Source organism: Butyrivibrio sp. WCD2001, from assembly GCF_000424485.1.
Classification (GTDB): Bacteria; Bacillota; Clostridia; order Lachnospirales; family Lachnospiraceae; genus Butyrivibrio.
This window is the reverse complement of sequence record NZ_AUJZ01000024.1, coordinates 21374-35481: the sequence shown is the minus strand read 5'-3', so window position 1 is coordinate 35481 and position 14108 is coordinate 21374. Positions and strand designations below refer to the sequence as shown.

Here is a 14108-nt window from a genome sequence, read left to right as displayed (position 1 = left end):
GCTGTAATCAGACCATCTTTGATGATGCAGCAATAGAAGCAATACTCAACGCAGCTGATGGAACTCCGCGTCTCATAAACAAGTACTGTAACGCCAGCCTCCTTATAGGTGACAGCGCCAAAGCTGATCTCATTACAACCGACATCGTCATGCAGGCAGTCAATGACTGCGAACTTGGTTAGGATTATATCCCTCACTCATTTAAAGTGCGTGAGGGATGATTTCATTTATATAATCTGAAAATCAGGTGTCAAACAATCTGACTGAACCCTTTGTCTGACACCCTATGCAGCCTCATTTAAAGTGAAGATTGAGGACTCATTTAATGTGCCGGACAACACTTATTGTAATCTCTTTTCCGATGTAGATTGCAATCAGTCGATTATCAAATGTTCTCCCCCATGTAAACCCCGCATCATCGGCTTTAATTGTAATAGGAGATTCATTGTCCACGTTCAACATAGTAAATTTATACCCATCTGCCACAAACGATACTATGCGCGCATTTATTGTAACCGTACCTGCAATAAGATTTTCTTTCATAAATATAATTCCCCCTGTTATCTTTCCCTCACTACCATTATCACCCGTTTGCCCGAGTTCCAAGTGAATTTTTATTGGATTATAGTTCCAAAAAGTGCATAAGTCAATGGATATATCGATAAAATCGTTTAATCACACTATTTTATAACTTAATTTAAAATATCTGATGCTATTTGACAGTTATAGTCGTTTATTCTATCATAAAATTATCCATTATATTCAGCCATTTTGAGTGTCAACCAGAGGTGCATTATATGTTAATCGAATTTTCGGTTTCTAATTTCCTATCATTTAATGAGAAGGTTTCTTTTTCTATGACTGCTGGTAAGGCAAGAAAATATAGTTCCAGATTATACATACATAACGGAAACAAATATCTGAAATGCAAAGCCATTTCCGGTCCAAATGCATCCGGAAAGTCAAACTTATTACATGCTATCAATTTTATGCAGTCATGCATCACAGGTGATTTTCCACGGGGGTTTTCTAATTGGTATTTCAGAAACTATCCTGAGAATGTAAGTAAAGAAACGGCCTTTGAAATAAAGCTGCTCATAGAAGAAAGACTAATAACATATGGTTTCTTTATTATTCTGTCTGAGGCAAAAATAACCAATGAATATATGTATGAAACAAAAAGATCCGGAAAACAAATCTATATTTTTAAAAGAAATACTGATAATGCCTCTTTTTATGTGGGCGATTTTTTCAAGACTAAATCATCCATTGACAAACTAAACATATATGGCAACGATTCATTAGAAGATACAAATATGCTTTTTTTGAATATTATTAATCATGGAAAAGGAAAGATGTACGAAGATAATCCTGATTTAACGATACTCAGAAGTATTTACAGATGGTTTAAAACCAAATTAACTATAAGCTATCCACAGACAATATTATCCGGATACCCATATTTTAAGGATACAAACCTTAATGAGATAGCAGATATTTTGAATGCTTTGGATACCGGAATAAAGCAATTAAAAATTGTACATGTACCTTGCGATGTAGTAAAAAATGACATCTCCGAAGATATTTATACAAAAATCATATCGACTTTAGAAAAAAAGAATGCCACAAGAAAAAACCACACCGATAATCCTTGCATTTTTGCAAGAGCCGAAAAAAAATTTTATAACTTTTTTATCGATGATGATAATAATATTACCATAACAACAATTGAATTTAGTCACGAAAAGGAGAATATTTATTACTCACTTAGTGAAGAATCTGATGGAACTGCACGTTTACTTGACTTGGTAGAAATTCTTTTATCACCTAACCACAACGCTGTATATGTCATAGATGAACTTGATCGTTGTCTCCACCCAGTTATAACTGTAAAATTGATAGAAACCTTTTTAAACCTTGCAGAAACGAGGAACACACAGCTAATATTTACTACCCATGAATCCCGTATATATGCTTCTGATATTTTAAGAAATGACGAAATCTGCTTTTTAAAGAAAAACGCTGATGGCTACTCAAGTATAAAATCCATGGAGAAATATAAGTTAAGAGCAGACAAAAGTATTTATGCTGCTCTTTTCGATGGAACTATTGAGGAAACTCATACCTTTAACGAAAAAAAAATACAACGCATAAAATAATTATCACAGAGAATATGCCGTCGAATAATCAGTCTCCTTGTGAATAAACTTCGACCATTAACAAAGCCTTTGACGTACCTTGTTTGCAGATTCTTCATAGTGACAAGAACCACTTTTACTGTAGCATCTAGTCCCCAAACAATCAAACTTGGATAATAGCAGAAATGGGTGTACTCCAGCAATTTTTGATGATTTTGCTCCGCCTTCCACATTAACTCATTCTAGGAGTTTTTTCTTTGAGCGTTACTTCTCCAGGAAGTTGAAAATCACCTAATACATCCTGAAAAGAAAGAATCATCCAGTGTTACTATGTTATCTACATTACCTCTTATTCTCTGAATATTCTGTTCTTTAATAGCTACAACATTTACCAGTTTCCCCAAGTCTTGGATAGTTTCATATACTTTTAAATAATCTGTATCTGCACTCGCTACAAATGCAACATCATAGGCATTGTAAAAAGCCTTTGTCAAAGTATATAAGGATAAATTTACATCCGTACCTTTTTCAACTTTATAATAAGTATCATGGTCGGTTATATCCATCTTTTTATCCGAGACTGGTCTAGCTACATAATTTCCTTCTACCACATCAATATATGGCGAGTTACATAATTTAGAAGCCCAATTATAATACTTATTAAGATTTATATCATTCATTAGAAATGTGTCTGGCTTTGGAATAAAGATATATGTTTTAATAAGATCAACATTGAGCCCAGAATGCATTACTATTTTTTTAAATAAAACGCTATAATCGAGCTTTGGCGTCTGTTTTCCAATTGATTTATAGTAGTTTTGCAACGCTATATCAAAATTCATATGGTCAACAAACATCATTCCTCTAAGCATATAAAACTCCTGACTAAAAAATCTAAGGGGCTTATGCCGTATAGACATAAGCCCGTTTGGTATCTTTGTAGGAGATTGGCTCATCTCTGAGTACCAAACTCCTGTGAGAACTATATTATGAACACAAATAGTATATTTGTCAATTAAAAATCTCTTATTTAATTATAATAAATTCGTAACATATAATTATTTCCTATAAAAGTTGAATTTAACTCTATGAACTAAAAACCAACTACTTTGTTGCAGGATTACTTCCACAATAACGTGGAGTTTATTACTATTCCCTCTATTAGTATATCGGTATAAAACCGAATATCATAACAGCATTCAACTTCAAATATATTTAAACTATCCTGATTCAGCTAAATGCTAAGTAATTATTTATCACTTCCCATCTTACGCGGTTTTACCCCAAAAGAAAACGCCTGTCCATCTTTTCAAACAACCGTTCACATGTTTTGAAATGGCCGGTACCAATGTCTATTATGCTTTTTGCTTTGCTGCATTATATTCTTTCCGAACCAAGCTATCAATATGATTTTTTAACTCATTCATCCTTTTATAATTTTTATCAAGACACCTAAAGAAGCTACTCCAGTAATAATCTACCAAGCCAATCCCATCAGTTTCATAATGGAACATCATACAATTCATGTACTCTACCATTTTGTCATATAAATCTTTGGTCATTTCTATAGATAATTTTGATAACGTCTCAGCCAACGCATTCTTACTGTCAGAAAAGTCCTTACTAATAATCCTGAACTGATCCCTATATAAATTTCCCCCATATGCATCAATCTCATTCTGTAAATCCTGAATTTCAAAATTAAACATCTGATCATCGCACTTGTGAATATTGGGATACTTATCTTTAAAATTACCTTCCCACACTCCGTACGCATAATCTAAGGCATGTTGGTAATCCTCAAGATTTTTCCCAAGCTCCTTCCACAAATTTATTGTGACTATAACGTTATTGTTGGGTGCTGCATTTATGACTACATGATTATTGATAGTAGTGCTTCCGCCTCTATAGTTGGGATTCAGCAATCTCTTCCTTTGCTCCAACTCAGCTTGAGCCTTCCATGTTAATAAAGTATCAATTGGATATGAAACTTCATCTTTGTCTATAAGATCTGCACAATTAGAGCACAACCATATTCCATTATCAGCACTTGATCGTTGTTTGGGTGTAAGGTCTGGATTATACCTTGGACCACCTGGAGCCGCTGCAGTAATATGAGCTGCTTTTCCAATAGAAGTCTTCTTGGATGGATCAGTATGTGGTCCAGTAGTTGGAGCCTGACAGGATGGATTTGAACAAAAACCGCCTACTCTGTCTCTAAGAACATTCTTCACATGTTCAGCAAAATCGTCTCTATTGCCCATTATCTTCCCATCCTTCCCAGGACCCTTTTTAATAGTCTTTGATTTTATATGTAGTAATTATTACCATCTCTTCCAAGGTGCCTGGCCGCTCTCCCACAGTTCCTCAAGCTTCTGCTTCTCCCTCTGGGTATCCATGCACTGCCAGAAGCCATCGTGTCTGAAGCCCATTAGCTGGCCTTCGGCTGCAAGCTTCTTCATAGGTTCCTGCTCAAGGATAGTCTTATCACCTTCAAGATAATTGAATATCTCAGGATTGAGCACCATGAAACCACCATTGATCAGTGCTCCATCAAGGTCATCTTTCTCACGGAAGGACTTGATGACACCTTTGCTGACATCAAGCACACCCTTCTGCTGAGCGATACTTGCCATAGTAATAGTTGCAATCTTGCCGTGCTCCTCATGGAACTTCTTAAGTGCATCAAGATCAACATCACATACGCCGTCACCATAGGTAAGCATGAACGGCTCATTTCCGATATATTCCTGGACCCTCTTCACACGTCCACCGGTCATGGTGTTAAGACCTGTATCAACAACTGTTACCTTCCACTTCTCGGAATTATTGTTATGAACAGTCATGTTGTTTGATGTAAGATCGAAGGTAATATCTGAATTATGCAGGAAATAATCTGCAAAATACTCCTTAATAACATACTGCTTATATCCTGCAAGAATAATAAACTCATCATAGCCATAAGAAGCATAATACTTCATAATGTGCCAGAGAATCGGCTGCTCACCAAGTTCAATCATCGGCTTGGGCTTATACTGTGACTCCTCTGAAATTCTTGTTCCATAACCACCTGCTAAAATTACAACTTTCACTGCTATTTCCCCTTTTCTTTTTCTATAATATGGTCTTGAAATAATTATAAACTACTATATGTTATTCACAACCATCACTCAGCCATTTCTCAATATACTTCTTATACAATGGCACCTGCACCGGCAGAAAATCATCCGGTACCTCATCAAACCACTTTAAATACCCAGACTCATTTTCCTTTTTGCCCTTATTATATTCTTCAATCGAATACCCTTCCGGCAACTCACACTTAAACAGTATACAAATATGATGAGCACGTACTCTACTGCCTGCATTAACATCATCATCTTTAATGGATTCTATAGTTAATACCGGAATGTTGTTACAGATAACCCCTGTGCCCAATTCATTCTCTGCTGTCATTTGTATACGATGCTCCATAGTTTCAAGCATACGTATACAGCCTCCTGGAATGTGCCATCCCGATCCATAAATTTTATCGTCTCTCCAACTAAGTAAAAATCTTCCACTTGAGTCCGTTACAAAAAGATCTATATTCGGAATTGGTGTCAACGATGATAACAACAAAAACAATGATTCGGGTAAGCCATTTCTAGGATCAATGCCCTGATTCTGAAGCTCATTTTGTAACTCTTCGACAAGGTTATCTATAACTTTATCTTCACTTTTCTTCATAACTATTAAAACATTTTGAGGTTCTTTACATCCTCTATGATCAAATCTACTCGAAGATGATTTTTCTCCATTACCTCGTTAAGATTATATCTGTCTATGAACTCTTTTCTCAATCCATAATTCATGACTTTTATATCACTAGGGCCATAGAAACTTGCAATCTTTTGTCCCCATCCGCCTTCAACAACGCCATCTTCCAAAGTTATAATCAAGTCATGGTTTTCTTCCAGTTTAGAAAGAAGTTCTGTATCAACTCCGGTGATATATCTAGGATTAATCAATGTTGCTGTAATTCCAAATGTCTCCTCAATCGATTTGACAAGTTCTTCTCCCATCTGGAAGAAATCACCGAGTGCCAAAACAGCTATACATTCTCCACTCTTTGAAACCTTGTATTTATTTAACTCACTATAATCCTTATCCACATCACCCTCAGCATAAAATACACCGTTTCTGGGCGCTCTTATAGCCACCGGATGATCCTTTTGATCAATACTCCAGTCAACCATAGCAAGATATTCCTGCTTGTTAGTAGGAGCGAGATATACCAAATTAGGAATATTTGACATCATCGGAATATCAAAGATTCCAATGTGAGTTACATCATTAACAGAATAAACTGATGCATTTATGACCAAAAGAGTAGCAGGACAGTTATTAATACAAAGCTCCTGCGATATCTGATCATAAGTTCTTTGGAAAAATGTAGACATAGTAGCAAATACCGGTTTGCAACCATTCTTTGCAAGTCCTGCTGCCATAGCTACCGCATGTTCTTCAGCTATTCCAACGTCAACAAACTGCTTGCCGGCTTTCTTTCTATGTTCTGCCGTAAAATTCAAAGAATCCGGAACAGCTGCTATCATAGTCACAACTTCGGAATCTTCAGCCATCTTCTCAAGCAGATGATCACGCATCACCCTATCATAACGCTCTCCATTAAAATCGCTCTTTAATTCACCTGTTTCAAGATTAAAGGGCTTTCTCCAATGCCATGATTCCTTATCCTTCTCTGCAGGCTCGTATCCCTTTCCTTTGATTGTGGACATATGTATAACCACAGGATGATCCGTGTCCTTAACTTTCTTGAAAACCTCAATCATGCTCTCAACATCGTTACCATCCTTCACAAAGATATACTCATAACCAAGAGCCTTAAACATATTATCATCCGCATTTCCATCTTTGTTCTTCAGATCATGGAAGTTCTTGTAAATTCCTCCATGGTTATCTGCTATGGACATGCCATTATCATTAAAAAGTACAATAAAATTACTCTTAAGCTCTGACGCTGAGAAGTCCAGACCTTCCAACGCTTCTCCGCCGCTCATGGATCCATCACCAATAACAGCAATAATATTCTCTTTTGTTCCACGAATATCCCTAGCCTTTGCCAATCCACTGGCCAGACTAATTGATGTCGCCGTATGCCCTACCTGAAAAAGGTCATGCTCGCTTTCTTCCGGATTTGTATATCCACTAACTTCCGAATATCTCGCAGAATCCATAAATCCATACTTTCTACCCGTAAGAATCTTGTGAGTATATGATTGATGAGATACATCAAATACAAATTTATCTACAGGAGAATTAAAAACATAGTGAAGAGCTATTGTTGCCTCAACCATACCTAAATTTGAACCAACATGTCCACCTATCTGACTTGCTCTGCTAAGAAGAAGTTCTCTTATCTCTGCTGCTAGATCCTTACACTGTTCCATAGTTAGTTTTTTCAAATCAGCAGGACCACTAATATTTTCTATATACATTCCTTCTACCTCACAAATTATTTAATCTACTGTACCTGTCTCTATCAAGTTCCGGACTCATGTCCTGACATGGTTTCCCTATAGGCAAAGAAGGTACCAACTTTTCATCAGAATTCAATTTTACTTCTATCAACATTGGTTTGCCATTTAACAGCATATAATCACTTCTAACGGCATCGACATACTCAACTCTATACGCATCCGCCAATTTTTCAAAATTCGGTGTTGCGTATCCAGTTTCAATTGTTGTATGCAACGGAGAACCATATTTCTGTAGTTCCTTATCACGTATCATCGCTGAAGCATTGTTATTTAACACAACGACAGATATGGGCAATTTCCATTGTGAAATAAATTGAAGCTCCTGGCTATTATATTGAAATCCCTGATCGCCAATAAAGCAAACAACAGGCTTATGCGTTGCATAATAAATACCAATCGCTTTGCCTATTCCTATTCCAAGTGTCCCAAATGATCTTGAAAAGAACAATGGCGCGTCAGGATGAACCATCTCATATGCTCGTGATACCAAAAACTCATTGTTACCAACATCAGAAACAATTGACGAAGATGTATTTATCAAGCTTAGTACTTCAGCCACTTTAGAAACATTTTCAGTAACATCCTCTTCGTTAAGCTGCCGTTTCAATTCATCGCAAACTTGCAACCACTCTGAATACGGGTTGAGTTCAATTTTCTCAATATACTTTTTAATATCTTTTATATCTGCTCTTATCGAAATACTATTGGGAATTACCTTTTCCAATTCGTATTCATCTACATCAATCCTAATAATTTTTGCATTCTCATAAATGCTTTTATAACTCTTCGATTTTAAGGGGAACGACAACCTATTTCCAAGACATATCAGCAAATCTGCCTTTGACATAATAAAATTACTATATCTTATGCCATGACTTCCAACGTACCCATAATAAAACTCACTTCCGGCAAAAATATCCTGTGAACCTCTGCTGGATAAAATAGGAATCTCATTTCTTCGCGCAAATCCTAAAATTTCATTGATAGAATCTGTCTGTCTGACACCGTCCCCTACCAATATAACGGGCCGTTTAGATAATTTCAGCCCCTCAGAAATGACTGATAAGTCAGAATCCACCTCTTGATTAGGCTCTTCCTTAATTATCAAACTCCCCTCCAAAGGTTCCCGAAACAGTGATGTATCCAAATCAATGAACACCGGTCCTCTTCGACCGGTCACTGCCAATTTACATGCCTTTGGAAAAACTTCCTTTAATTCATCTACAGAATTAATTCGAACCGCCATTTTACTAAATGGTTTAATTGAAGCCGTAAAATCCACTTCCTGATCAGCTACAAAACGCTGCTTTGAAACATCATTATTCGAATGAGCTGTTAGAAACAGCACGGCAACAGACTCAAAATACGCTTCCGCAATAGCCGTCATCATATTAGTTACACCCGGTCCACGTGTAGAATATGCGACGCCGAGCTTACCTGATGACTGCGCATAGCCTATAGCTGCATAGGATGACATCTGTTCATGATAATTTAAATGAATATTGATATCAGGATTCGCTTCTGCAGCATAAAGAAAATCCAAAACAACTGCCCCAGGTATACCAAAAACATCTGTCGTTCCCATTTGAGTAATAGTATCAACTACAAATTCAGCACCTGTCATCACATTTTATCCTTTACTCTTTTGAGCAACTCTTTCGTATTATCCGGTGTATATCTATATCTGAGATCCTCCGGCATATTTTTCAGAACATTCTGAATATCCGACAGCCCCATTTTATATTGATTTTTTAATGACATTGCATATTTATATGCTGTTTTATTTATTGCAGGGATAAATCTCGCTGTTGAATATCCCCACAATTGATCAACATTAAAATCATTAACAATATCACAAACTTCGAATATTCTGTTAAGATCATACTCTTTATCATATTCATTGTTTAAATAATTCATAACTACCTCAGTCTGGACATTTCCTGTTCCCTGTCCCATTCCGGTAGCGCATGAATCTACGATTACCCTTCTCTCTCCTCTGTTTCTGATAAAATGAGAAACATTTGAAAAAGCCATCTCCATATTGTTATGAGCATGAAATCCAATTCTAATATTCTTATCCAAGCCATCATTAAACTTATTAAAATAATAGCTGACGTCTTTAGATGTCATATATCCATAACTATCTACAAAATACAGCGCATAGGCGCCCATTTCGTTTGCACGCTTAACAAGCAGATCCAACTGGTCTTCTGTGTATCTGACCGTTACCATCGGCTGAATAAAGACTTTATATCCCTTTTTGCATAAACCTTCACAAAAATCCAGTGACTTCTCTATCTCGGAGTATCTGATACACACTCTTGGAGCGTCAATCATTCCCGGCTTCCAATCAGGGATACTATCCATTGATATATCCGGACCACGATAAAACGCAGCAAAAAGCTGATTCTCATCAGACTTTTGAGGAAGGATTGCAGAAATATCTTCAATATTCTGATAAATTGCAAATCCCTTTTTGCAATTAGGAGACACTTCAATTGCCCCGACTTCAATTATTTCCGCATTGGTTTCAACCAAATGATCTGCAATCACCGAGCGCTGATCTTTTGAAAACACTTCAGTTTTAATTCCGTTTTTGTCTGCATCTTCCAGAGCAAACCCTCCATCTCGGAGAGTACAATCCAAAACCTTTATCTCATCATAAAACTTAATATTACTCACAATACAACCTCATTTTCATAATACTTCTTAACAGTTTCAAAAATTCCCGTAGTTGCGTCTACAGTAAGATTCCAGCCTAACTTCTTAAGCTTATCATTATTCAAAAGAACTCCCGGCACACTCTCACATTGCTTTTTTGCATAAATAACCGAAATATTCTTTCCATACTCCTTGTTTACGCAGTCCTTAACAATCTCTGCCATTTCACAGGCAGATAAATAATTTCCCCCTTCTCCATTTGTTGCAATATTATATGCTTCGCCTTTTACGCCGTTTAGAGCAACTTTCATAATGCCACTTACAACATCGCTAACATATATATTATCTCGTTTTGCCATCCTATCAGCATGTATAACGATATCCTCACCATGTATGGCTTTCCTGATAAATTCATAGAAAGCGGTATTAGGCATATTATATGAATACCCATAGACATAGCTTGGTCTTATAATACATATATCCAAATCAAACTGCTTTGCATATGCTCCGGCTATCACTTCTATCATTCGTTTTGATTCAGAATATGCTATAGCAGAAGCAGAAAGTTTTTCTCCATTATCAGTACTATCTTCCGAAAAACTCTTAGTATCACTATCAACATTTCCGTATACTGTTGCAGATGAAAAAACTACAAGTCTGCCACTCTTTCCCGTCTTCTCCTTAATATCTTTTAAATACTCCAAACAGTACCGTACTCCGGATAAATTTGCATCAATAGTATCTAATGGGCGCTCCTTAATTTCAGCTCCGGATATAGGGCTTGCTGCCTGAAATACATAATCAAAAAAACCGAGTCCTTTATCGATTCCCGAATTGATATCGCCTTCACAAATACTAAACCTTTTTTCATCCTGATAGCACGAAAAGACTTCTTCCAGTTTATTTCGGCTGCGTCCCATTGCAACCACTTCTGCATTATTATTCAAAAGCTCACTGACTAGGCTACTGCCTATAAGTCCGCTCGCCCCTATCACTAATGCCCTTTTACCCTTAAACATCTTCATTTTCCTTCTCATCAAAGTTAATACGTTCTGACTCTATAACAATAGGTCTGTTCATAATTCTGAGATTAATACTCATTACATATTCTCCAAGTAATCCCAAAAATGAGAGCTGAACAGCACCCAAAAAGAACATACCTATAGTAACCGGTGCCATACCTGCACTAAAGCTATCCCAATGCGTAAGCTTATAAATAAAATAAATTATCGCAACAATGAATGAAACTATTGCAACAGCAAACCCGCCAAAAGTTGCTAATCTAAGCCCTATTTTGGTGTATGAAGTAATACTTCTCATTGCTATGTCATATAAAGAGAAAAATTTAATATGACTTTTCCCTGCTCGTCTTTTTAATTGTTCATATGGCATTTCAAGTCTATCTTCACTAAACTCAGCTACAATACCTCTCAAAAAAGGGATTGGATCGTCAAGTGTCCTAAGAACATCCATAAATGATCGATCATATAGTCCAAATCCGGTAAAATGCTCAATTATTTCTGTGTTCGATATCTTTCTGATAGCCTTGTAATAAACAGAGCGGAAAAACCTTGTTATTCCATTTTCCTGGCTCGATGCCTTTATAGCAGTAATAACTTTATGTCCCTTTTCCCACTCTCTGACCATCTTATGAATCATGTCCAGGGGATCCTGAAAATCTGCTGTAAATAAAATAACGCAATCTCCGGTTGCCTGAAGCATTCCATAATACGGCGAATTATCCGGTCCAAAATTTTTAAGATTAAAAATTGCTTTTATATGCTTATTACCGGCACACAACTGTCTAATCGCATCACGAGTTCCATCCGTTGAATTATTATCAATAAATAACAGCTCATAATCATACTCCGGAAGATTTGTTGTAATCTCTCCAATTAACGCATTGGCTACCGGAACAGCATTCTCAATTTCATTGAACGTTGGTACAACAATACTTATCGTTTTCTTTTGTTCCATCACTTAATACTTCCCCTTCACGTGTCTAATTTAATACATATAAATATAAGCTTGCGTCGTCAGATATAATTGGTGACAAGCCAAGCTCATCCGAATAGAAACTTATGATTTCCTCTCCACCATCATCATATCCTTTTGTGTCTATATAGACCGCAGTAAAACCGGCTTCCTTTATACCATTAACAAAATCATCACTAATACCATCATCAATATATAAATCATGGGCCTTTGTATCTCTCCCCATAATTCCACCATAGCTCCACATGAACCCGTCTGTCATAACATATGCCAAAGCCGGTTCGTAAAATGTCATAGTTCCACTCGGGAGAGATTCAGGAAAATCGGTATGCGGAAGCTGATATATTAGCGTTCCTTTCTCCAATGAATTTTGAACATCATCAAAAAATCTATGACATATTTCATTTCTTTCTTTCAATGGTTCCTGCCAACCCTTATCTGATATACGAACCTCCGAGTATAAAGTCAATCCAACTGCCATTAACACAATTGAATAAAATGCTAGCAGTGTCTTATTTCGTTTTGAAAAGTCATACAGTTTGCCCACCAGGATATTCAAAACGCAAAGCGACAGGCACGAAATGACAATGCTGCATCTGTTTAATGCCCGAATCTCCGGAGTAATCAGATACGCAACTATAGTGCCAATTCCACCACCCATTGAATAGACAATCAACACTAAAATCAAAAAGGAAAAAAGCGTCAATCTTCTTGATGGTCTATCTGTTCTTTCATTATTATCAAAAGCAAATTTACTCACTATTATACCACAAGCACAAATAAAACCTATCGTGGCTAATAATCCTAACGATGCCATACCATTTTCATTTATATTAAAAGCAGCAGTACTATAAGCTGTATTCATATTTCTAAGAAATGGTATACGGTTATAACCGCATGGTAAAACCAACTGTATAATCTTAAGCGCAAACATCTCAGTTTCTTGTGGATATCTGACACCTGCAACACTATTTTCACCATATTTAATTGTATAATAGATATGGGGAAACAGGCCTATAAACACACCTAAAAGAGTAAAATATACTGCCAAAGCCTCATTCCATAACACCCTTACACTCTTAGTTCTTAATATTTTAATTAGCACCGCGGAAAAAATACATACTAAGCCGAAAAATGCGTAGTATATATTGGATAAGCCCAATAATAGGCACAGTAAATACATACATATTGTTTTAAACTTACCATATCTCACCGGAGAGCCCTTCCGATACTCTTCCTCAATTATTAACATAGATATAAAAACACAAATTGGTACAGAATAATATCTTGAAAGAGTCGAATGCCCCATCGCTCTAATAAAATGATATGGAGCTATGGAATATGCTATAGCAATGGCAGCGTTAAGAACCTGATAATCAGTTAGTTTTCTGGTCACCAGCACATACATAAACACCCCTATGCAGGGATAAGAAATAATATACATGGCCCACAAAACAGCTCTGGTAGATTTAATTACTCTGGTAAGCATGAATATTTCCATGCCCATTGGAAGATCCAAAAAAGGAGTGTCCACAAGCGATGATAATTCCGGAGCTCCTAAATAATTGTCTATCCAAAGACCTCTAATACCATTATTTGCAATACTTTTTATAAGAAGCTGGCACAACATTCCATCGCCGCCAAATGAGTCCTCCAGACAAAAGTTGGTCTCCCATGCCCTGACTGCAATAAGCACTATTGCCAACGGAATGATCAATGATAATAATGCTCCGCCTATTATTCTTATATTTATTGTGTTTCCTCGTTCTTTCAT

12 protein-coding genes and 1 pseudogene are annotated in these 14108 nt (G+C 36.5%); 2 read left to right on the top strand and 11 right to left on the bottom strand.

Annotated elements, in window-relative coordinates; genetic code table 11:
* Positions 1–182: pseudogene (locus G630_RS25120) on the top strand (ExeA family protein); the annotation flags it as partial.
* Positions 183–318: 136 nt separating this feature from the next.
* On the opposite strand, the gene G630_RS0115630 reads toward G630_RS25120, so the two are convergent.
* On the bottom strand, positions 319–543 hold the full coding sequence (locus tag G630_RS0115630) for a hypothetical protein (RefSeq protein ID WP_026499129.1): 225 nt from the start codon (positions 541–543) through the stop codon (positions 319–321).
* Between the two features lie 254 nt (positions 544–797).
* On the opposite strand from G630_RS0115630, the gene G630_RS0115625 reads away from it, so the two are divergent.
* On the top strand, positions 798–2159 hold the full coding sequence (locus G630_RS0115625; protein WP_026499128.1) for an AAA family ATPase: 1362 nt from the start codon (positions 798–800) through the stop codon (positions 2157–2159).
* Between the two features lie 266 nt (positions 2160–2425).
* Here the strand turns inward: G630_RS0115625 and G630_RS0115620 are convergent, their stop codons facing one another.
* From G630_RS0115620 to G630_RS0115575, 10 genes are all read right to left on the bottom strand, one after another.
* Positions 2426–3010 (bottom strand): NYN domain-containing protein, encoded by a 585-nt coding sequence (locus tag G630_RS0115620; RefSeq protein ID WP_026499127.1) that lies wholly within the window; start codon positions 3008–3010, stop codon positions 2426–2428.
* Between the two features lie 483 nt (positions 3011–3493).
* The gene (locus G630_RS23840; RefSeq protein ID WP_049946257.1) at positions 3494–4402 is read right to left on the bottom strand and encodes a hypothetical protein; all 909 of its coding nucleotides are present in this window, start codon (positions 4400–4402) and stop codon (positions 3494–3496) included.
* A gap of 60 nt (positions 4403–4462) precedes the next feature.
* The gene (rfbF, locus tag G630_RS0115610) at positions 4463–5230 is read right to left on the bottom strand and encodes a glucose-1-phosphate cytidylyltransferase (RefSeq protein ID WP_026499126.1); all 768 of its coding nucleotides are present in this window, start codon (positions 5228–5230) and stop codon (positions 4463–4465) included.
* Positions 5231–5291: 61 nt separating this feature from the next.
* Entirely contained in the window at positions 5292–5867 is a 576-nt protein-coding gene (locus G630_RS22230) for an NUDIX domain-containing protein (RefSeq protein WP_049946256.1), read from the bottom strand.
* 5 nt (positions 5868–5872) lie between these two features.
* Entirely contained in the window at positions 5873–7636 is a 1764-nt protein-coding gene (locus G630_RS0115600; protein ID WP_026499125.1) for a 1-deoxy-D-xylulose-5-phosphate synthase, read from the bottom strand.
* 10 nt (positions 7637–7646) lie between these two features.
* Complete coding sequence (locus G630_RS0115595; RefSeq protein ID WP_026499124.1) at positions 7647–9302, bottom strand: thiamine pyrophosphate-binding protein; 1656 nt, start codon at positions 9300–9302, stop codon at positions 7647–7649.
* The gene (locus G630_RS0115590; protein WP_026499123.1) at positions 9302–10360 is read right to left on the bottom strand and encodes a hypothetical protein; all 1059 of its coding nucleotides are present in this window, start codon (positions 10358–10360) and stop codon (positions 9302–9304) included. The genes G630_RS0115595 and G630_RS0115590 overlap by 1 nt, the downstream gene beginning before the upstream one ends.
* Positions 10357–11364 (bottom strand): NAD-dependent epimerase/dehydratase family protein, encoded by a 1008-nt coding sequence (locus G630_RS0115585; RefSeq protein WP_026499122.1) that lies wholly within the window; start codon positions 11362–11364, stop codon positions 10357–10359. The genes G630_RS0115590 and G630_RS0115585 overlap by 4 nt, the downstream gene beginning before the upstream one ends.
* Positions 11351–12316: a glycosyltransferase family 2 protein gene (locus G630_RS0115580; protein ID WP_044959518.1), complete on the bottom strand. Its 966-nt coding sequence runs from the start codon at positions 12314–12316 to the stop codon at positions 11351–11353. Before G630_RS0115580 ends, G630_RS0115585 begins: the two co-directional genes overlap by 14 nt.
* A 25-nt stretch (positions 12317–12341) precedes the next feature.
* A complete protein-coding gene (locus G630_RS0115575; protein WP_026499120.1) occupies positions 12342–14108 on the bottom strand; it encodes a hypothetical protein in 1767 nt (588 codons plus the stop codon).

Excerpts from the sequence above, each read along its gene's own strand:
- G630_RS0115630 (WP_026499129.1), bottom strand. The coding sequence starts at position 543 with ATGAAAGAAAATCTTATTGCAGGTACGGTTACAATAAATGCGCGCATA.
- G630_RS0115580 (WP_044959518.1), bottom strand. The coding sequence starts at position 12,316 with ATGGAACAAAAGAAAACGATAAGTATTGTTGTACCAACGTTCAATGAA.
- G630_RS23840 (WP_049946257.1), bottom strand. The coding sequence starts at position 4,402 with ATGGGCAATAGAGACGATTTTGCTGAACATGTGAAGAATGTTCTTAGA.
- G630_RS0115575 (WP_026499120.1), bottom strand. The coding sequence starts at position 14,108 with ATGAAAGAACGAGGAAACACAATAAATATAAGAATAATAGGCGGAGCA.
- G630_RS22230 (WP_049946256.1), bottom strand. The coding sequence starts at position 5,867 with ATGAAGAAAAGTGAAGATAAAGTTATAGATAACCTTGTCGAAGAGTTA.
- G630_RS0115625 (WP_026499128.1), top strand. The coding sequence starts at position 798 with ATGTTAATCGAATTTTCGGTTTCTAATTTCCTATCATTTAATGAGAAG.
- G630_RS0115600 (WP_026499125.1), bottom strand. The coding sequence starts at position 7,636 with ATGTATATAGAAAATATTAGTGGTCCTGCTGATTTGAAAAAACTAACT.
- G630_RS0115595 (WP_026499124.1), bottom strand. The coding sequence starts at position 9,302 with ATGACAGGTGCTGAATTTGTAGTTGATACTATTACTCAAATGGGAACG.
- G630_RS0115585 (WP_026499122.1), bottom strand. The coding sequence starts at position 11,364 with ATGAAGATGTTTAAGGGTAAAAGGGCATTAGTGATAGGGGCGAGCGGA.
- G630_RS0115620 (WP_026499127.1), bottom strand. The coding sequence starts at position 3,010 with ATGCTTAGAGGAATGATGTTTGTTGACCATATGAATTTTGATATAGCG.